Below are 18,994 nucleotides of genomic sequence, written 5' to 3' on the forward strand. Positions count from 1 at the left end.
GACCTCAGCGCCCGCGCCGGTGCACCCGGTCCCACGCCAGGCCGGCGAGCGTCGCCGCGTGCAGGCCGAGCTGCCCGTCGTCGAAAACCGCGCGATCGGAGTGCAGAGGCGCGCGCCCGGCGGCCGGCGCGACGCCGAGGAAGACGAGCACGCCCGGTACACGTTCGAGCACGTACGCGAAATCCTCGGATGCCGGCGACGGGGCCTCGAGCACCCGCACCCGCTCCGGACCGTGCGCGGAACGCAGCGCATCGAGCACGACGGCGGTCTCATCGGGGTCGTTCACCGTCACGGGGTACGAATCGACCCAATCGATCTCGAGGCTGCACCCGTACGCGTTCGCGATCCCCGTGAGGAGCGCCGGCAGGTCGTCGCGCACGCGGGCGCGGGTGCCGTCCGAAAACGTCCGCACGTTCAGCACCAGCGTCACCGTCTCACTGAGCACGTTCCCGGCCGCCGAGTCGCTGCGGATGCCGGTCACCGACAGCACCGCGGGGTCTGTCGCGGGGAGACGACGGGCACCGAACGTCTGCACAGCGAGCACCAGTTCCGCGGCGACGGGCACCGGGTCGACTCCCTGGTGCGGCATCGCCGCATGCCCGCCCGTGCCGCGGAGGGTGAGGGTCGCCGCGCTCACGCTCGCCATCATCGGGCCGGGGCGGGTGACGAACGTCCCCGCGTCGGTCATCGTGTCGACGTGCAGTGCGTAGGCGGCTACGGGCGTGTCGCCCGCGGCATCCAGCACGCCCTCCTCGATCATCAGGCGCGCGCCGCCGTACCCCTCCTCGCCCGGCTGGAACATGAAGACCACCGCACCCGGGAGCTCCCCGCGGCGGGCGGCGAGAAGGCGGGCCGCACCGAGCAGCCCCGCCATGTGCAGGTCGTGGCCGCACGCGTGCATCGTCGCGTACGGTGACGCGAACGGCAGTCCCGTCGCCTCTGCCACGGGAAGGGCGTCCATGTCGGCTCGCAACAGCACCACGGGCCCGGGTCGCGCCCCGCGGAGCACCGCGGTGACCGACGACAGCCCCGCGCCGACGGAGACCTCGAGCCCGAGGCCGTCGAGCTCGCGGAGCAGCAACGCCTGCGTCTCGGGCAGGTGCAGGCCGATCTCGGCGACGGCGTGGAGCTCGCGCCGGACGGCGACCAGCTCGGAGACGAGCGCCGACGCCGAGTCGGCGAAGCCGTTCATCCGGCCGCCATCCGCACCCCGAGCACGGGCACGGCGTCGAGCAGATCGAGCGTGTACCGCTCGGTGGGCGCGGCCAGCAGCTGCTCGGTGGGTCCCGACTCGACGATACGGCCGTGACGCATGACGGCGATCTCGTCGCTGATGTAGCGGACGACGGCGAGGTTGTGGGAGATGAAGAGCATCGAGAGCCCGAGATTCTCCTGGAGTTCCCTCAGGAGGTTGAGTATCGCGCCCTGCACGGACACGTCGAGAGCGCTCGTGACCTCGTCCGCGATGAGTACGCGGGGCTCACCGGCGAGCGCCCGGGCGATCGTCACCCGCTGGCGCTGGCCGCCCGAGAACGCGGCCGGTGTGTCACCGGCGCGGTCGGGGTCGAGGTGCACGAGCGTCAGCAGCTCCCGCACGCGCTCCACGCGGGCGTCGCGCGAGAAGGTCCGACCGCTCGCCCGGAGGGCCTCGGCGATGGAGTCGCCGATGCTCATGCGGGGGTCGAGGGCGGAGAACGGGTCCTGGAAGACGAGTTGGAGACGCCGGCGCGCGGCGCGCGCCGCCGCTCCTCGACCGGATGCCACGACCCCGTCGGCGCGCACTTCGCCCGTCGCGGGCGGCACGAGGCCCACCGCGGCGGCCGCGATCGTGCTCTTGCCCGACCCGGATTCCCCGACGAGCCCGAGCGTCCGACCGGCGGGGACGACCAGGGATACGTCGTCGACGACGGTGACGCGGCCGTACCGCACGGACAGGTGATCGATCTCGAGGGCGTTCACACCCCCACCTCCTCGGCGAGGGCGGATGCCGCGACATTCGGCGGGATCACCGGAAGCGGGCGGGTGCGGTCGGACGTCATGTCGGGCAGGCACGCGATGAGCGCGCGGGAGTAGGGGTGGGTCGCGTCCTCGCGGATGCGTTGTGCGTCGAGCTCCTCCACGACGACACCGTCCTTCATGACGAGCACCCGGTCGCAGAAGGCCGAGACCAGCGCGATGTCGTGCGAGATGAACACGATCGCCGCTCCCGTGTCGGTCTGCGCGCGCCGGAGCACGCCCATCACCTGGCGCTGCACCGTGACGTCGAGCGCCGTCGTCGGCTCGTCGGCGATGATGAGCTTCGGTCGGCCGGTCAGGGCCTGCCCGATCATGGCGCGCTGGCGCATGCCGCCGCTGAACTGGTGCGGGTACTGCGACAGTCGCCGCGGGGCATCCGCGATGCCGACCGCCTCGAGGGCGGCGGCGGCATGCGCGCGCGCATCGGTTCGCGACATCTTCAGGTGCACCTCGGGGACCTCGGTGAGCTGCCGGCCGATGGTCAGCGCCGGGTTGAGCGAGGTCAGCGGGTCTTGGAACACCATCCCCAGCTCCACGCCCAGCGTCGAACGATCCACCGGGCTCAGCGGCCGGGTCATGTCGATGCCGTCGAAGGTGTGCGCGGTCGTGGCGATACGTGCGTCCGGGCCGAGCAGCCCCGCAAGCGCCATCGCCGTGAGCGATTTGCCCGATCCCGACTCGCCGACGATGCCGACGACCTCGCCGGGGAGGATCCGCAGGCTCACGCCCTTCACGCGTTCCACCTCGCCCCCGTCGGCCGTGGCGAAGGCCACGCGGAGGTCGGCGATCTCGGCGACCGGTTCGCCGACCGCGAGAGGCTGACGCGGTGTCGCGGCCATTCCCGCGCGGCGGGTGGGAGCGACCGCTCCCAGCGCCCGCCGGGCCACGGCACCCCGGCCGCCTCCGCGGGTGTCCGACAGCGCCTCGCTCACGAAGGTGAAGACCAGGCCCGCGAGGACGACAGCGATGCCCGGGCCGACGGCGGCGAGCGGGTTGACGTAGATGCGCGTGATGCCGTCCTGCAGCAGACGCCCCCAGTCGTACTCGGGGGCCTGCACACCGAGCCCGAGGAACGACAGACCCGCGAACGACAGCAGGGTGACGCTCGCGGTGGCCGCGGCGTTCACGAAGAGCGGGTTGGCGATGTTGGGCAGGATGTGCCGGGCCAGGATGCCGATCGGGCCGACGCCCACGACCCGCGCCGCGCGCACGTAGTCGCGGCCCGACACCGAGGAGGCGAGGTTGTAGACCAGACGGGCCATGAAGGGGATGCCGGAGATGCCGATCGCGAACATCGCGCTCATCGCGCTCGCGCCCCAGATCACGGTGAAGAAGAGCACCATGAGCAACCACGGGAACGCCAGCAGGATGTCGAGCAGTCCCGTCGCCAGGCGTCGCACGTGGCGGGGCAGGATGACGGCGATGAGCCCGTAGGCGATGCCGCCGATGGTCGACACCACGGTCGCCCCGAGGGTGAGCAGGATCGACACGCGGGCGGCGACGAGCACCCGCGAGAAGATGTCTCGGCCCAGGTCGTCGGTGCCGAACGGGTGCGCGAGGCTGGGCGCGAGCAGGCGATCGGGCACGTTCGAGGTCTCGGCCGCGGCGAGGAAGAGCACCGGCCCCGCGATCGTGAGGAAGAGGAAGAGCAGCACGCCGATGACGGCGGCGATGCCCGAGGGGGACAGAAGACGGGAGCGCCAGGTCACGGCTCAGCCCTCCGTGATCGAGGACCGCGGGTCGACGGTCACGAGGATGAGATCGACGAGAAGGTTCACGCCGAGGATGATGAGGGCGTACACGATGACGAGCCCCTGCACGATCGGGTAGTCCTTGGCCCCGACCGCGGGCACCATGACCCCGCCCATGCCGGGGATCGCGAAGACGGTCTCGATGAGGACCGTGCCGGCGATCATCCCGCTCAGCAGCAGACCGCTCACAGTGAGCGAGGCGGTGATGATGTTCGGCAGCGCGTGACGCAGGTAAACGAGGTGGCCGGGCAGGCGCTTCGCACGGGCGGTGGTCATGTATGTGGCACCGAGCACGCCCGACATCTCCACCTGCACGATGCGGGCCAGGTACGCCATGGGGCCGAGAGCGAGCGCCAGCACGGGGAGAACGGCATCCTGGGGCGTACCCCACCCGGCCGCGGGCAGCCATCTCAGCTGCACCGCGAAGAGGGCGATCAGCCCGACGGCCAGCAGGAAGCCGGGGACCGCGATGAGCATGCCGAGGACTCCCGAGACCGCGGCGTCGGCCACCTTCCGGCCGGGACGCTGGAGAGCGACGGCCGCGCCGATGCCGAGCGGCACCGCGGCGAACAGGGCGACGAGGAAGCTCAGCACGCCGAGGGTGACGGTCGCCGGGAAACGCTGCCCGATCGTCTCGGCGACCGAGCGACCGGTGCGGATCGACTCGCCGAAGTCGCCGCGCAGGAGGTTCGCCACGTAGTCGAGGAACTGCACCGGGATCGGCTTGTCGAGACCGAGCTCGGCGCGGGTCGCGGCGACGAGCTCGGGCGAGGCTTGGATGCCGAGGGCCGCCCGCACGGGGTCGCCCGGCACGAGATGCACGAGGAAGAACGAGGCGACGACCACCACGACGAGCGAGACGAGGAGGCGGCCGAGACGGCGCAGGAGAAAGGTCACCCGGGGCGACAGCCGCGGGGCGGGCGCGCGCCCCTCCGCCCGCACCGCGAGGGCCGCGGTGGGGGCGCCGGCCAGGTCGGCGACGGCGGGCGGAGGGGTCGCGGTCATGTCAGCCCTGCATCCGGATCGAGGTCGGGTTGAGGAAGTTCGGCTGCTCGAAGGTCGCGCCGCTCATGTAGTTCGGCAGGATGTTGTCGATCACCGGGAAGGTGTCGAACCGGTCGATCAGCTTCTTCTCGGCCTGCTGCCAGAGTCCGCACGCGGCATCCGGCGTCGCGGTCTTCGCCTGAGCGGCGAGGGCGTTGTACTCCGGGTTGTCGACGAACATGAAGTTCAGCCCGCCCTGGTCGGGAGTCGCTCCGCCGAAGAACAGGTCGAGCACGACGGGGCTGCCCGGGGCGATCTGCACCCAGCCCGTGTCCCAGTCGAAGCTCGTGTAGAGCTGGTCCGACCAGGCTGCGGCGTCGTTCGCCGACAGTTCGGTGACGACGCCGAGCTTGTCCCAGGTCTCCTTGACGAGCTCGGCGGCGGGGGCGTGCGAAGCGGTCGGCGCGTCGTAGATGAACTTCACCGTCAACGGCTGGCCGTTCTTCTGGCGGATGCCGTCGGATCCGAGGGTCCAGCCGGCCTGGTCGAGCAGTTCCCCGGCGCGGTCGAGATCGGTGGCCGGCAGAGACCAGCCGGGCGGGTCCTGCACGCACAGGAGGGGCGTCTTCATGACGAGGCCGCTGGAGGGCAGGCCCGTCGCCCCGGCGATGACCGGTCCGACCTCGTCGCGGTTGATCGCGGTCGACAGCGCCTCGCGCACGAGCGGGTCGGAGAACGGTCGTCCCTCCCGCTCGTTGAAGAGGATCTGTCCGACGGGGTTGCGCACACCCGTGTACTCGATCCCCGCCCCCTCGAGACGGTCCTGGTCGGGACCGGTGACCACACCGGTGTTCAGCTCCCCGGAGAGCAGGAGGTTGGTGACGGTGCTCTGGTCGGACACGATGCGGGTCTCGATCGTGTCGGGCAGGCCCTCCGTGTCGCCGGTGACCCCGTAAGGTCCCCAGGTGTAGCCGTCGCGCTTGGTGAAGACGTAGGCGTCGCCCGGACGCGCTTCGCTGAGCTGGAACAGACCGGTGCCGTCCGTGGTGTCGGACAGCGAGGCGATGTCGGCGAGGCCCGCGTCGCAGACCATCATGATCGAGCCGAGGTTGACCGCCAGGAACGGGTCGTTGACGGTGCTGGCGACCGTGACGACGTTGCCCTCGGCGGTCGCGGAGACGGCCTCGGTGATGACGGTGCCGTACGAGAAGGTCGCGTTGGCCGGGTCGGCGTTGTAGTTGAGGTTGTCGGCCACGGTCTGCGCGGTGAACGGCGAGCCGTCGGCACAGGTGATGCCGTCTTTCAGGGTGAAGGTGGCGGAGGTGCCCTCGTCGGTCCAGCTCTCGGCCAGCCACGGCTCGTACCCGCCGTCGGGCGTGACGTAGATGAGCGACTCGTACGCGATCGTGACCACGTCGAAGGTGTCGGGAGAGACCGTCTTCATGGGGTCGAGGTCGCCCGGGTCGTCGCTGATCGCTTTGACGAACGTGCCGCCCGAGACGACCGAGCCCCCACCTCCCCCGTTGTCGGACGGCGCGGCGCACGACGCCAGTGTCAGTGCGAGGAGGGCGGCCCCGGCGGCCGCCGGGACGAGGGTGCTGCATTTCATGGCCTTGCTCCTTGATTCGGGTGAAGCGTCAGTGGTGCCAGACGTGGTGCTCGAGGGGTGGTGCGGGCGGGTGGTGCGGGCGTGTCAGCGCGCGGGGATGGGCGCGGCGAGGTGGCTCAGGGGGCCGGCGGCTTTCACCGACACCTTGAGAGTGGGACGGGCCGTGTACGACAGCGACGTCTCGAGGACGTCGACGATCTCGACCGCGAGGGGATCGGCCCCCGCCTGGATGGCCTTAGCGATCGCCGCTTCCGAGGCGGCCGCGATCGCAGCATCCCGGTCGTCGGCGTCGGAGATCTGCTCGGCACGGCCTCCCGCGAGGGAGATAGCCGCACCGACCGCGTTGGCGACGTCGGCCCGGTCGGGACGCAGGACGTCGCCGGCACCCGGCAAGTCGTCGGGGACGAGGAGGGCGCCACCGCCCACGACGACGAGGGGGAGGTCGACCCGGCCGAGCGACAGGCGCTCGACGGCCTCCTCGATGCGCTCGTGAGCGTGGGCGAGGGCGCGGCTCAGCAGGTCGCGCTGCCCCGACGACAGCGTCGGCAGCGAGCGGCCTGGGATGCCGTGGCCGGCCGCTGCGGCGGCATCGGTCAGTGTGGCGGTGGAGCCGCCGAAGAGCAGCCCCTCCTCGGCGATGCGGTAGCCGACCGAGCGGGGGCCGACGGCACCGGTGCGCGGGTCGATGACCGTGCCGCCGCCGATACCGAGGCTGAGGATGTCGGGCATGCGGAAGTTCGTGCGCACGCCGCCGATGTCGCGGGGGAGCGTGGACTCCCGAGGGAAGCCGTCGACGAGCACGCCGAGGTCGCTCGTGGTGCCGCCGACGTCGACCACGATGGCGTTCTGCGCGCCGGAGAGGAACGCCGCGCCTCGGATCGAGTTCGCCGGTCCGGAGCCGATGGTCAGCACGGGGTAGCGCACGGCGTAGCCGAGCGACATGAGTGTGCCGTCGTTCTGCGCGAAGAACGTCGCGACGTCGAGGCCCTCCTCCGCGACGACGTCGACGAGCGCGCGTGTGACGTCGCTCGCCACGCCGCGCAGGGCAGCGTTCAGCACGGTGGCGTTCTCTCGCTCGAGGAGTCCGTCGGGACCGATGTCCTGGCTGAGGAACACCGGGACCGCCTCGCCGAGGTGGTCGTGCACGAGCTGCTCGACCTCACGCTCCTGCTCGGGGGAGGACGGGCTGAAGATGCCGCAGACGGCGACGCTGTCGAAACCGCCGCCCAGACCGTCGAGGAAGCGACGGATGCCGTCGCGATCGAGCGGGGAGATGGGCGTGCCGTCGACCATGTGCCCGCCGCCGAGCATGGCCGCACCGGCCAGGACCTGGTCGCTGAGGTCGTCGGGCCATCCCGTGAGCGGCGGCCACTCGGTCGCGGCCGGCGCGCCGAGGCGCACGAGCGCGACCCGGTCGAGTCCGCGTCGCGCGACGATCGCGTTGGTGGCGTGGGTCGTGCCGAGCATCACGCGCGACACGCGGTCGCGGTCGTCGCCGAGCTGCGAGAGCACCGCGGCGATCCCCGCCCGGATGCCGCCGATGACGTCGGCCGTCGTGGGCTGCTTGGTCCAGGCGATGACCGAGCCGGTGGCATCCACCACGACCGCGTCGGTGTTCGTGCCACCGACGTCCACGCCGATGGACAGGTCGCGAACGGCGCTCATCGCGCATCCTTCCGCTCGAAGGGGACGTAGGGCAGGTCGTAGCCGAAGGCGCGGGGGCCGGCGAGCTCGAGGCCCCGCTCGGTGCGCCACAGCGGGTCGCACGCCCACGCGAGCACCGACACGCGCTGGCCGTACCGAAGCATCTCGGTGGAGATCGCGTGGCCCGTCTCGAGGTCGACGACGGTGATGAGATCGGGCACCGTGGCCAGCACTTCGCCGTCTTCCAGGACGACGAGGTTCTCGTTGCGCAGCTCGACGCGCTGCAGACGCCCGCGGTCGTCGCCGATGCCGGCGATCGTGATGGAGCCGCGGACGAAGCCGCCCTCGGTGCGCCGGGAGACGTCGACGATCTTGCCGGTGATCAACACGTCGGCGTCGAGCTCCGCGGCGACCGCCGTCACCGGGTCGGTGGCCTCGAGGAGCGCGTGACCGACGCGGATCGCGGTGCTGATCGTGCCCGGGATGACGGCCCCCGGGGCCGTCTCGGCGGTGAGCAGGTAGTGCGCGCCGAGGCAGATGCCGCCGGCGGCGACGGTGACCGCGCGGGCGTGCCGCTCGAGCCAACCCAGGTCGACGGTGCGCAGCGTGACGACGTTTCCGACGACGTCGCTCAGCACGGCGAAGTCGCACGGCACTCCGGCGACATTCGTGGAGATCATGGTCGCCTCGGGAAACGCGCGGCCCATGCCATCGGCATCCAAAAGTGCAACGCCGAGGCGGGCGGCCCAGCCGGCCGGGGAGACGCCGTTGCTGCCGCCGATTTCAGCGGGCATGATCGCGGTGATCCTGCGCCCCGCGACGCGCTCGGCCTCGTGCAGGAGCGTCTCGATCTGCTGCACCGACGAGAGCATCTCGATTCCGACGGTGGGAGCGCCGATGCCGCTCATCATGATGACCGCGTCGTCCGGCCCGAGGTCGTCGACCGAGAGCAGCCGCACCGGGCCGTGCTCGCGGATCGCGCGTTCGGTGGTGAGCTGCGAGGTGTAGACCGCCCCTCCGCCGCCGGTGCCGAAGATCGCGGCCCCCGCGGCGAGGGCGGCGATGTCGTCGGCGGTGACGTGCTCGGGGGCGCGGACCGCGGTCGGCGGGACGAGGGACGGGGATGCCATGACACGACCCTAGGCAGCACTCGGGCGACCGACAATGTGGTGGCGCGACAGGGAATCGGCGTACATTGTGCTTGTGGCACAGCTCACCACCTCGGACCTCCTCTCCCAGGCTGAACGTCTCGGCGTCGCTCTCGCCGCGGGCCCCCGCGGCGGCGCCGTGATCGAGCGCGTCGACGTCGCCGCGCTGTCGGAGCTGCCCTCCCTCCCGGCGGGGACGCTCGCCGTCGTCGCGGGAGACGATCCGCCCGCCTCGTACCTCGTCGACGTGGCCCTCCGGCAGGCGAGCGCGCGGGGTCTCGCCGGCCTGGTGATGCCGGCCGGCTTCGCGCCCGCCGAGACCGCGAGCGTGCTCGCCGAACGCGGGGGCGTGCCCGTGCTCGTGTCGCTCGCGGCGCGAGCCCCCGACCTCGCGGTCACGATCGACCGCGTCATCAGCGGCGGCGCCGCGGAGTCGATGACGCGCGCGGCGTTCGCGGTCGAGAAGGCGACGGCCGCCGCGTCCGCCGGCGCATCCGACGCCGTGGCCGCGATCCTCGATGCCGCCGGCACCGCGCTCGGCGTGCGGGTGCGCCTGCAGGACGACCCCTCGACGTCGTGGACCGACGCCGACGCCGTCTTCGCCGGCGAGGTGCCCATCGGACGGCTCGTCGCGGAGACCTCGGACCCCGCGGCGACGGTGGCCCTCCCCGTCGTCGCCTCCCTCGTGTCGCGGGCCATGCAGCGGCACCTGCAGGATCGCTTCGCCCCCAACCAGTCCCGCGCCGACCTCATCGTCGAGCTGATCCTCGCCGAGGCCGGTCGTGTCGACGGCTTCGTCGCGCCCGCCGCGCGCCTCGGCCTGCCCTTGCAGTTGTCGCACGCGGTGGCCTGGATGCGGCCGCAGCACCGCGTCGACACGGGGCTGCGCGCGCCGCGCTTCGTGGAGGCGGCCCTGGAGCTGTTCACGCTGCAGCTCATCGAGGACCGCGACGAGCTCTGGCACATCGCGTTCCTCCAGGACGACGTCATCCTCGTCAGCAGCGAGGACCACGGCGCCGGCGATCATCAACGACGCCTCCGCGACGTCATCGTGCGCGTGCAGGAGCAGGCGCGCCGGCTGGCGGGCGACGACTGGACGTACACGGTGGGCCTCGGAACGCCTCAGACGGGTGCCGCAGGGCTCCGGCAGACGGCCGCCGAGGCGCGCGTCGCCGCCGACTCGGCGATCGCGGCCGGACGACTGGATGCCATCGAGCTCACCGACGTGACGGGGCTGCGGCGTCTGCTGCTCGACTTCTACGCCTCCCCGGTCAGCCGCAACCTGCTCGACGACCTGCTGCATCCGCTCGACGCGCTCGGCGCGGAGCGATCGGCCACCGCCGTGCGCACCCTGCTGTCGTACCTCGGCAACCGCAACTCGCTGGCCCAGGCCGGACGCGAGTTGAACCTCCATCCGAACGCCGTGGGCTACCGCATCCGCCGCGTGCGCGAACTACTCGACGTCGACCTCGACGACCCCGACACCCGCTTCGCCGTCGAACTGGCGTGCCGTGTGCGGCTCATCGGGTCAGGACGCTGACGTCCTCGCACGCGAGGTGTGCCCGGGGCACAGATCGACCCCTCGATCCTGTGCCCTGGAGACGATGAGCCGGGATCGGGCTCCGGGTAGCGTCGAAGGCATGCTCTCCACCGATTTCCGTGCGCTCGGACTCGAGGAGATCCGCGGCACGCTGGGCGAACCCGAGGGGCCCTCGCTGCAGAAGATCACCGATCGCCTCGACGAGAACTGCCTGCGCTTCCTCGCCCACTCCCCCTTCGCCACGCTCGCCACGGCTGACCGCGACGGACGGTGCGACAACTCGCCGCGGGGCGACTACCCGGGCTTCGTGCGGGCGATCGACGACCGGACGGTCGCGATCCCCGATCGCCTCGGCAACAAGATCGCCGACTCGATGCGCAACATCGTCGACAACGGCCACGCGGCTCTGCTGTGCTTCGTGCCCGGCATGAGCGAGACGCTGCGCATCAACGGCACCGCGATCGTCACCGACGACCCGACGCTGCTGCGCACGCTCGAGCAGGACCACACCGTGCCGGACCTCGCGATCGTGCTGCGCATCGAGCAGGTGTACCTGCACTGCGGTCGCGCGCTGCTGCGCGGCGGTCTATGGGACGCCGACATGCAGGACCTTGCGACCCAGGTACCGAGCTCGGGCCAGATCTGGGCGAGTACCTCGGGCTGGGATGCCGCGGTCGGCGACGTCATCGACGACGCCATGACCGGCGCCTACCAGGCGCTGTACTGACGTGCGCACCCGAGAGGGGCTGATGCCCCTGGTGGTCCGGGAGATCACCCGCGAGACGCCCGACATCGTCAGCATCCGGATGCAGAACGCCGACGGCTCCCCCCTGCCGGCGTGGCAGCCGGGAGCGCACGTCGACGTGCAGCTCATCACCCGGCACGAGCGCCAGTACTCGCTGTGCGGCGACCCGGCGGACACCGCGTCGTACCGCATCGCCGTGCGCCGCGAGGAGCTCTCCCGGGGCGGCTCGCACTACATCCATGCGTTCCTCCGCGACGGCAGCACGGTCTGGGTGCGGCCGCCGCGCAACCTCTTCGAGCTCGGCGAGGCCCCGGCGTACCTTCTGCTGGCCGCCGGGATCGGGGTGACGCCGATCCTCGCGATGGGGCGGCACCTGGCATCCACCGGTGCGGACTGGCGCATGGTCGTGGCCGTCCGCGAACGCGACGGGGTCGCGTTCGCCGACGAGATCGCCGCCCTGGGCGAACGCGCGCGCGTGCACGTCAGCGGCGAGCACGGCCGCCTCGACCTCGCCGCGGTCCTCGGCGCGATCGCCCCCGGCACCGACGTGTACGCCTGTGGTCCCGCGGGGTTCACCGACGCGTTGCTCGCCCTCGCCCCGACGCTGCCCGAGGGATCCGGCATCCACCTCGAACGGTTCGAGCCGCGGAAACGGGAGTTCGGCCCGAGCAAGCCCTTCACCGCGACCGCCGCCCGCTCGGGCGTCACCGTCGAGGTGCCCGCGACCCGGTCGCTGCGCGAGACGTTGCAGGGGGCGGGGGTCGCGGTGAGCGGGTCGTGCCTGCGCGGCGTGTGCGGGTCGTGCGCGATCCCGGTGCTCGACGGCGCGGTGGAGCACCGCGACTCGCTCACCGTCGACGACGACGCCCGCGTGATCTACACGTGCGTGTCGCGTGCGCGGGCGGGCTCGTCGCTGGTGCTCGACGTCTGAGGGCGACGCGTTCCGCCCTGCCCGGCCTCGCCCCCCGCGCTGTTCGCGCCGAGCCGTCCGCGCCGCACCGTGAGCGCCTCGCCGAGCGCCGATAAACGCCGTTCCTGCCGAGACACGCCGCGACACCGCGTGTCTCCGCCCAGACGGCGTTTATCGCCCCCATCCCGTCGCACCCCCGCGCCACCGCCGCGCCGCCCCGCCGCGACGCCCGCGGCCGCCCCGCTCAGCGCCGATAAACGCCGTTCCTGCCGAGACACGCCGCGACACCGCGTGTCTCGACAGCGGGAGCGTTTCTCGCCGCCGCCGCGCCGCGCACCTTTGCCCCGCCGCCGCGCCCTCCCCGCGCGGACGCCGCCTCACACCGCCCGGTGCGTGAACCGCCCGCCGAGCAGGGTCGCAGCGACCGGCATGCTGCGCAGAGCATCGCGATCGCAGGAATAGGGGTCCGCGTCGACCACGACCAGGTCGGCCGGCTGCCCCACCGCCGTCTTCGTCCGACTGCTCGCGGCGAGCGCGACGTCGAGCGGCAGGCGTTGTTCGGGATGCCATGCGTCGCGGTCCCCGCGACTGCGCGCCGTCGCCGCGGCGATCGCGTGCCACGGGTCGAGAGGGGCGACGGGGGCGTCGGAGCCGAGGCGCAACTCGGCTCCCGAACGATGGAGCGATCCGAACGCGAAAGCCCGCCCCGTGCGACCGGCCCAGTGCAGGTCGGCGATATCGCGGTCGTCCATGGCGTGCTCCGGCTGCACGCTCGCGACCAGTCCCGCCCTACGGAACCGCGCGAAGTCCGCATCGCGCACGAGCTGGGCGTGCTCGATGATGCCCGGCATCCCGAGTTCCTCGAACACCTCGATCACCTCGGTGTTCGCGCGGTCGCCGATCGCGTGGACGGCGGGCAGGATGCCACCCTCTCCCGCGCGCACGAGCAACCGGCGCAGTTCCTCGACGGGGACGCTCTGCACCCCGCACCCGTGCTCGGCGTGTGGGTCGGCTCCGGGGTAGGGGTCCCAGCACCAGGCGGTGCGGGTGTTCAACGAGCCGTCGGAGACGACCTTGAGCCGGCCCATGGTCACGAGGCCGTCCGCGTCGAGGTCGTCGCCGGTGCGCAGCCCCGCGGCGAGCGCCTCCTCGAGCCGGTCGGGCCACACCGAGGCGTCGACGCGGAGGGAACGCACCCCGGCGGCGACCCGCTCGGGCCACTCGCGGAAGTTCGGCACGTTCTCGTAGTCGACGATCCCGACGATCCCGCGACGCGCCGCCGCCTCCGCGACCTCGCCGTATGCCTCGACCGGAATGGATGCCGCTTGCTGGAAGCGCTGCAGCGCGGCGATCCACTCGAACTCGGCGACGACGCCGCTGTCGTCCGGCCTGAGGCCGAGCCGCTCGGCGCCGCGGGAGTTCATCCACCCGGCGTGGAGGTCGCCACTGACGAGTACCACGGGGTCGTCGGGGAACGCCTCGTCGAGGGCGCGCAGCGAGGTCGGCGTCGTCCACAGCCCGTCGCGGTAGCCGTAGCCGACGAGCACGCCGTCGGTGCGCGGCGCTCCCGCGCGCAGCGCCCGGCGCACGGCTTCCGCGACCTCGTCGGGACCGTTCGTGCCGCCGACGTCGACGCGGCGGCTGGAGATGACCCACTGCGTGAAGTGCACGTGGGCGTCCCACAGGCCGGGGCCGACGAAGCGGCCGTCGAGGTCGACGACCTCGCCCGCGGTCGGCTCCGAACTCGTCGGGACGATCGCGACGATGAGACCGTCGCGCACCACGACATCGACGGGCGCGCCGCCGCCGTACGGGCGGACCGAGCGCAGAGTGAGCGTGCTCACAGTGCCGGCACCGGGGAGCCGACGAGCCCGAACAGATCCTTGGGATCGTCGGGGGCGGCCACGAGGTCGATCTCGAGCGCGAGCTCGGTGCCCGCGACGCTGTCGCGCAGGAACCGCAGCGCCGAGAAGTCCTCGATCGCGAAGCCGACTGAGTCGAAGATAGTCACCTGATCATCGGCGGTGCGACCGGGTCGCCGGCCGGAGAGCACCTCCCAGAACTCGGTCACGGGGAAGTCCGCGGCGACGCGCTGGATCTCGCCCTCGATCCGCGTCTGCGGCGTGTACTCGACGAACACGGGCCCGCGCGAGAGGATCGCCGGGTCGAGCTCGGTCTTGCCGGGGCAGTCGCCGCCGATCGCGTTGATGTGCATTCCGGATGCCACATCGGCGTCGCTCAGCACGGTCGCCGCCGCTTTGTCGGCGGTACAGGTCGTCACGATGTCGGCGCCGCGGGCGGCATCCGACGCGGAGTCGCACACCACGATGTCGAAGCCGAGCGGGGCGAGGTTGCGCACGAGCTTGGCCGTGGCGGCGGGATCGACGTCGTAGACCCGCAAGCGGTCGACGCCGAGGATTCCGCGGAAGGCCAGGGCCTGGAACTCGGCCTGACTGCCCGCACCGATCATGGCCATCGTTGACGCGTCGGCGCGGGCGAGACGGCGCGCGACCATCGCCGAGGTCGCCGCGGTGCGTAGTGCCGTGAGAAGCGTCATCTCCGACAGGAACACCGGGTAGCCGTTGTGCACGTCGGCGAGCACGCCGAACGCGGTCACGGTCTGATACCCGCGGCCGGGATTGAACGGGTGCCCGTTCACGTACTTGAACGCGTACGTGTCGGGGTCGCTGATGGGCATGAGCTCGATCACGCCGAAGGGCGTGTGGCTGGCCATGCGTTCGACCTTGTCGAACGACGGCCACCGGCGGTAGTCCGCCTCCAGGTAGGCGACCATGTCGGTCATGAGTCGCTCAGCGCCGTGCGTGGCGACCCATCGCACCATGGCGTCCACGCCAACGAATCCGGTCATCGTCTGTTCTGTTCCTCTCGGGGGCGGATGGCATCCATGCGGTCGGCCAGGCCCGGGTTGGCGTAGGGGCCGGGGGCGCGCAGCGCCGCGATCACGCGGTCGACGACGGCATCCGGCTTGTCCTGACTGAGTTTCTGCTTCGCCTCGACGCGGGTCACGGGCAGGCGGAAGCCGACCGTTCCGTGCACGATGCGCTCGGCGTACGCCGTGTTCTCGAGGCTGTGGTGCATCAGGAAGGGGTTCGGCAGTGGCGCCTCGAACCGCGTCACGAGCCGATCGAGCACGGAGAGGTTCTCGTCGTCGCTCAGGATCTCGGGGATGCCGTACAGGTGCGCCACGACGAAGTTCCACGTGGGCACGGCGGGCGAGGTGTCGTACCAGCTCGGCGAGACGTACCCGCTGGGTCCCGACACGATCACCAGGACCTCGTGGGCGCCGAGCTCGTGCAGCGCCTCGTCGGGGCGGCCGACGTGGCTCACGAGGGCGAGGCCGTCGGCGGTGGCGTCGACGAGCACCGGGTAGTGGGATGCCACGAGCCCGCGCCCCGGGATGTGGCTGACGAGCGTGGCCCAGGGGTTCTCGTCCACGAGCGCGCGGACCGCGTCGAGGTCATCGAGGGCGTAGTCGGCGTTGTGCCTCATGCCGCCGCCTCCCCGCGCGGCGGGCCGAAGACGAGCACGAGCTCGGCCGGCTCGGCGGAGGCGTTGCGCACGCCGTGCCGCAGACCGGCCGGGGCATACGCCGCGTCCCCCGCCGCGAGCACGCGCTCGTCGCCGTCCGTCGAGAACACGACCTCGCCGCGCGTCACGATGTACATCTCGTCGCTGCTCTCGGCCGAACAGCTGTCCGCCGCCCCGGTCAGGTGCCGGTGCTCGCCCTCGGACGCACCGGGGGCCAGGTGGTAGAGCATCACGTGGGCGCCGAGGGCCGTGGTATCCGCGAAGTACCACTCGATGCCGACCCGACCCTCCCCCTCGTACAGGCTCCAGTCGTGGTGACCGTCGCCGCGTCGTTGTATTTGCGTGCCGGCCTCACATCGCGGGGACGGCGGTCGCGTCGACCGCGAACGCCGCCAGGTCGTCGGTGGTGTCGCCACCCGTCGCGAGCTCGGCCAGGGCCAGACCGATCGCGGGCGTGAACTTGAAGGCGTGCCCCGCCCCGAGCGCCACGATGATGTCCGGGTGCTCGATGAGCGGCCCGATGACGAAACGGCGGTCGGGCGTGAGCGCGTACTGGCACGTGACCGTGCGCAGCAGCTCACCGCTGGAGGGGATCGTCGCGGCGAGGAAGGCCGCCAGCTCCGCGGTGCGCTCGGGCGAGGGCACGAAGGTGCGCTCGGCGGGCGTCATGCAGTTCTCCGACACGTCGCGCGCGGCCTTGACGGTCGGCTCCCCGTACGTCGGGAACCCGTAGAAGCACTGCTCGTCCTCCCAGATCCACACCGGGAAGCGATCGGGGTCGAACGCCCCGGGGTCGGCGGGCGCGAAATAGCTGACCTGCTCCTGCATCACCTCGAGCGGGATCCGGATGCCGAGCGGCTCGAGCAGCTCGTTCGTCCACGCGTCCGCGGCGACGACGACCCGGCGCGCCCGCACATCGCCGCCGGAGGTCGAGACGACGACGGCCTCGCCGTCGGGGCGGAGGCGATCGACGCGGGTGCGATCGCGCAGACCGGCGCCGAGGACGCGCGCGTGCATCTGCAGGGTCGCGACGGTGCGGGCGGCGTGGGCGATCCCCGAGTCGGGGGTGTACACGCACGTCACCCCGTCGGGGACCGCGAACTGCGGCCACCGCGCGCGCACCTCGTCGGGGCCGAGCAGTTCGAACGGCACGCCGCTGTCGGAGAGGCTGCGCGCGAAGTCGGCCGCGTCGTACGGGCCGTCGTCGGGGATGAACACCACGCCGCCCGTGATGGTCAGCAGGCGTTCGCCGGTGGCCGCCTCCAGCGCCGCCCACTCGCGATAGGCCGCCTGCGCGAAGCGCACGTATGCGGCCGATCCGTACGAGGTGCGCACGATGCGCGAGGTGTCGTGCGAGGCGCCACGCACGTGCCCGAGCTCGAACTGCTCGAACGCGACAACGCGGACGCCCTGACGAGCCAGGTGGTACGCGGCCGCGCTGCCGAGCGCGCCGAGTCCCACGACGGCGACGTCGAATTCCTCCATGACGGATCCTCCCGAGAGCCGGACGGGCGCCCGGCGAATACCGGCAATTATTCGAATCGCTCGTCGCGGCCCTGTTACGGTCACCATCAGCAGCAATTCATCGCCGACCACTTTGCAGAATCGAGGGGATGCCGTGACCGCGCGCGTCGAGCAGGCCGTCGCGATCCTGCGTGCGGTCGCCGGACGCGCCGACCCGACCGCCCCACGCTCCCTCGCCGCGATCGCCCGCCCGGCCGGCATCGGGCTCAGCACCGCCTCGCGCCTCTGCGCCGAGCTCGCCGACGCGGGACTCCTCCGGCGGGCCGACGGCTACGGCACGTACGGCGTGGGCGCCCGGGCGGTCGCGCTGTCGGGACGCGCCGCCGCGGCCCTCGGCCCGACCGTGCACTTCGAGCTGCACCGCCTCGCGCAAGACACCGCCGAGACGGTCGTGCTGGCCGCCCCCGAGAGCGGTGGGGCGCGGATCGTGGCGACCGTCGCGTCGGGGTGGACCCTGCACGTGCCCGCGGTAATCGGCGACCGCGTGGACGACCCGCGGCGCGCGCTCGTGCGGGCGGCGTCGCCCGACGGCGCCGGCGAGGTGGTCGTGGAGTCGCAGATCGGCCGTGCCGTCGAGATCGCCGTCGCCCTCACCGCCCCCGACGGTCGTCGTGTCGCCGTTCTCGCGGTGTCGCTCCCGGTGTACCGCGCCGCCCGTGCACGCCCGCGCATCCGCCGCCTGTTGACCGACGCCCGTCACGCGTTCGAGCGGGCGCTCGCGCGGACGCACCGCCCGGCGCCCACGCGCGACGGCGGGCCCGCTCCCGTCGCCGGGTCCGGCGTCGGACCGACCCGGGCGATCGAGGCAGCCGTGCGGATGGCGGAGGTCATCGCGGACTCCCCCCGTTCCGTCACGGCCGCCGCCTCCGCGATCGGGCTGCGCCTCGACCGCGCGCGTCGAGCGGCCGACGCTCTCGTGCGCACGGGCCTGCTCGCCCGCGACGCCGAGACCGACGCCCTCCACGTCGATCCCGCGGTCCACGCGTGGCACCGTGCCGCCTTCGCCCCGACCCTCGCGCTCGACGGTCCCGCCCGCACGGCCGCGACCGCGGAGCGGGTCGGCGCGTGCGTCTTCGTCACGACGCTCACCGGCATGCGCAGCTTCACGATGGTCGAGCACATCGAGCCGCTCGGGGAGGGACTGCGCATGGCGCCCTGGCTCGGCCGCCCGCACCCCCTGGTCGGTTCCGACGGCGGCCCCACGCTCGCGATGGATTTCGACGCGGCCCAGCTCGCGCAGCTCTTCCCTCGGCGCCACGGCGCTGCGGAGTACGAGCAGTTCGTGCGCCGCGTCGAGCGGGTGCGCGCCGACGGGACGCTCACGATGCGCTCGATCGACGAGTTCGGCATCACGTCGGTCTCGGCCCCGGTCCGCGACGCCGCTGGTCTCGTCGCGGCCGCGGCGTGCATCGTCGGGGCGACGGAAGACGTCTCGGCGCGGCTGCCCGAGCTCCGCGAGGCCGCCCGCGCCCTCGCCGCGGACCTGTCCCGTGACCTCGGCGCGACGTGCGCGGCATCCATCCCCGTCCTCGCCGGGGTGGGGTCCGCGCCCATACCGTCGCCCCACTGACGCG

At 72.4% G+C, this 18,994-nt stretch carries 16 protein-coding genes; 4 read left to right on the forward strand and 12 right to left on the reverse strand.

Features of this window, described 5'->3' with window-relative positions:
• Nucleotides 1–4 precede the first annotated feature (4 nt).
• The 7 genes from AB0N80_RS00180 to AB0N80_RS00210 all read right to left on the reverse strand — a co-directional run bounded on the left by AB0N80_RS00180 (nt 5) and on the right by AB0N80_RS00210 (nt 9,134).
• Nucleotides 5–1,192, reverse strand: a complete 1,188-nt coding sequence (locus AB0N80_RS00180; RefSeq protein ID WP_363576831.1) for a M20 family metallopeptidase — start codon at nt 1,190–1,192, stop codon at nt 5–7.
• Nucleotides 1,189–1,959, reverse strand: coding sequence for an ABC transporter ATP-binding protein (locus tag AB0N80_RS00185; RefSeq protein WP_315994532.1), 771 nt, complete (start codon nt 1,957–1,959; stop codon nt 1,189–1,191). The genes AB0N80_RS00180 and AB0N80_RS00185 overlap by 4 nt, the downstream gene beginning before the upstream one ends.
• A complete protein-coding gene (locus AB0N80_RS00190; RefSeq protein ID WP_363576833.1) occupies nt 1,956–3,725 on the reverse strand; it encodes a dipeptide/oligopeptide/nickel ABC transporter permease/ATP-binding protein in 1,770 nt (589 codons plus the stop codon). The genes AB0N80_RS00185 and AB0N80_RS00190 overlap by 4 nt, the downstream gene beginning before the upstream one ends.
• Before the next feature lie 3 nt (nt 3,726–3,728).
• The gene (locus AB0N80_RS00195) at nt 3,729–4,772 is read right to left on the reverse strand and encodes an ABC transporter permease (RefSeq protein ID WP_315994530.1); all 1,044 of its coding nucleotides are present in this window, start codon (nt 4,770–4,772) and stop codon (nt 3,729–3,731) included.
• A gap of 1 nt (nt 4,773) precedes the next feature.
• The gene (locus AB0N80_RS00200; RefSeq protein WP_363576835.1) at nt 4,774–6,360 is read right to left on the reverse strand and encodes an ABC transporter substrate-binding protein; all 1,587 of its coding nucleotides are present in this window, start codon (nt 6,358–6,360) and stop codon (nt 4,774–4,776) included.
• An 84-nt stretch (nt 6,361–6,444) separates the two neighbouring features.
• The gene (locus AB0N80_RS00205) at nt 6,445–8,025 is read right to left on the reverse strand and encodes a hydantoinase/oxoprolinase family protein (RefSeq protein ID WP_363576837.1); all 1,581 of its coding nucleotides are present in this window, start codon (nt 8,023–8,025) and stop codon (nt 6,445–6,447) included.
• Entirely contained in the window at nt 8,022–9,134 is a 1,113-nt protein-coding gene (locus AB0N80_RS00210) for a DUF917 domain-containing protein (protein ID WP_315994527.1), read from the reverse strand. The genes AB0N80_RS00205 and AB0N80_RS00210 overlap by 4 nt, the downstream gene beginning before the upstream one ends.
• Nucleotides 9,135–9,207: 73 nt before the next feature.
• Between AB0N80_RS00210 and AB0N80_RS00215 the strand changes: the two genes are divergently transcribed.
• From AB0N80_RS00215 to AB0N80_RS00225, 3 genes are all read left to right on the forward strand, one after another.
• Nucleotides 9,208–10,692 (forward strand): helix-turn-helix domain-containing protein, encoded by a 1,485-nt coding sequence (locus AB0N80_RS00215; protein ID WP_363576839.1) that lies wholly within the window; start codon nt 9,208–9,210, stop codon nt 10,690–10,692.
• 100 nt (nt 10,693–10,792) lie between these two features.
• Nucleotides 10,793–11,419, forward strand: coding sequence for an MSMEG_1061 family FMN-dependent PPOX-type flavoprotein (locus tag AB0N80_RS00220; RefSeq protein ID WP_363576841.1), 627 nt, complete (start codon nt 10,793–10,795; stop codon nt 11,417–11,419).
• A 22-nt stretch (nt 11,420–11,441) separates the two neighbouring features.
• Nucleotides 11,442–12,368, forward strand: coding sequence for a PDR/VanB family oxidoreductase (locus tag AB0N80_RS00225; protein WP_363576843.1), 927 nt, complete (start codon nt 11,442–11,444; stop codon nt 12,366–12,368).
• 356 nt (nt 12,369–12,724) lie between these two features.
• On the opposite strand, the gene AB0N80_RS00230 is transcribed toward AB0N80_RS00225, so the two are convergent.
• The 5 genes from AB0N80_RS00230 to solA form a co-directional block, all read right to left on the reverse strand.
• Nucleotides 12,725–14,191, reverse strand: a complete 1,467-nt coding sequence (locus tag AB0N80_RS00230; protein ID WP_363576845.1) for an amidohydrolase family protein — start codon at nt 14,189–14,191, stop codon at nt 12,725–12,727.
• On the reverse strand, nt 14,188–15,216 hold the full coding sequence (locus tag AB0N80_RS00235) for an ornithine cyclodeaminase (protein ID WP_315994522.1): 1,029 nt from the start codon (nt 15,214–15,216) through the stop codon (nt 14,188–14,190). The genes AB0N80_RS00230 and AB0N80_RS00235 overlap by 4 nt, the downstream gene beginning before the upstream one ends.
• A complete protein-coding gene (locus AB0N80_RS00240; RefSeq protein ID WP_363576847.1) occupies nt 15,213–15,857 on the reverse strand; it encodes an FMN-binding negative transcriptional regulator in 645 nt (214 codons plus the stop codon). The genes AB0N80_RS00235 and AB0N80_RS00240 overlap by 4 nt, the downstream gene beginning before the upstream one ends.
• Nucleotides 15,854–16,126, reverse strand: coding sequence for a cupin domain-containing protein (locus AB0N80_RS00245; protein WP_363578162.1), 273 nt, complete (start codon nt 16,124–16,126; stop codon nt 15,854–15,856). The genes AB0N80_RS00240 and AB0N80_RS00245 overlap by 4 nt, the downstream gene beginning before the upstream one ends.
• A 121-nt stretch (nt 16,127–16,247) precedes the next feature.
• Entirely contained in the window at nt 16,248–17,381 is a 1,134-nt protein-coding gene (solA, locus tag AB0N80_RS00250; protein WP_363576850.1) for an N-methyl-L-tryptophan oxidase, read from the reverse strand.
• Between the two features lie 133 nt (nt 17,382–17,514).
• Between solA and AB0N80_RS00255 the strand changes: the two genes are divergently transcribed.
• On the forward strand, nt 17,515–18,990 hold the full coding sequence (locus AB0N80_RS00255; RefSeq protein WP_363576852.1) for a helix-turn-helix domain-containing protein: 1,476 nt from the start codon (nt 17,515–17,517) through the stop codon (nt 18,988–18,990).
• Nucleotides 18,991–18,994: the final 4 nt, after the last annotated feature.

Origin of the sequence: Microbacterium sp. NPDC089188 (assembly GCF_040685155.1) — a bacterium.
In the GTDB taxonomy this organism is placed as follows: Bacteria; Actinomycetota; Actinomycetes; order Actinomycetales; family Microbacteriaceae; genus Microbacterium; species Microbacterium galbum.

Bases quoted from the DNA above. Each gene is read 5' to 3' on its own strand.
- AB0N80_RS00245 (WP_363578162.1), bottom strand. From the start codon at position 16,126: ATGCTCTACCACCTGGCCCCCGGTGCGTCCGAGGGCGAGCACCGGCAC.
- AB0N80_RS00180 (WP_363576831.1), bottom strand. From the start codon at position 1,192: ATGAACGGCTTCGCCGACTCGGCGTCGGCGCTCGTCTCCGAGCTGGTC.
- AB0N80_RS00240 (WP_363576847.1), bottom strand. From the start codon at position 15,857: ATGAGGCACAACGCCGACTACGCCCTCGATGACCTCGACGCGGTCCGC.
- AB0N80_RS00205 (WP_363576837.1), bottom strand. From the start codon at position 8,025: ATGAGCGCCGTTCGCGACCTGTCCATCGGCGTGGACGTCGGTGGCACG.
- AB0N80_RS00210 (WP_315994527.1), bottom strand. From the start codon at position 9,134: ATGGCATCCCCGTCCCTCGTCCCGCCGACCGCGGTCCGCGCCCCCGAG.
- AB0N80_RS00225 (WP_363576843.1), top strand. From the start codon at position 11,442: ATGCCCCTGGTGGTCCGGGAGATCACCCGCGAGACGCCCGACATCGTC.
- AB0N80_RS00220 (WP_363576841.1), top strand. From the start codon at position 10,793: ATGCTCTCCACCGATTTCCGTGCGCTCGGACTCGAGGAGATCCGCGGC.
- AB0N80_RS00200 (WP_363576835.1), bottom strand. From the start codon at position 6,360: ATGAAATGCAGCACCCTCGTCCCGGCGGCCGCCGGGGCCGCCCTCCTC.
- AB0N80_RS00195 (WP_315994530.1), bottom strand. From the start codon at position 4,772: ATGACCGCGACCCCTCCGCCCGCCGTCGCCGACCTGGCCGGCGCCCCC.
- AB0N80_RS00235 (WP_315994522.1), bottom strand. From the start codon at position 15,216: ATGACCGGATTCGTTGGCGTGGACGCCATGGTGCGATGGGTCGCCACG.
- solA (WP_363576850.1), bottom strand. From the start codon at position 17,381: ATGGAGGAATTCGACGTCGCCGTCGTGGGACTCGGCGCGCTCGGCAGC.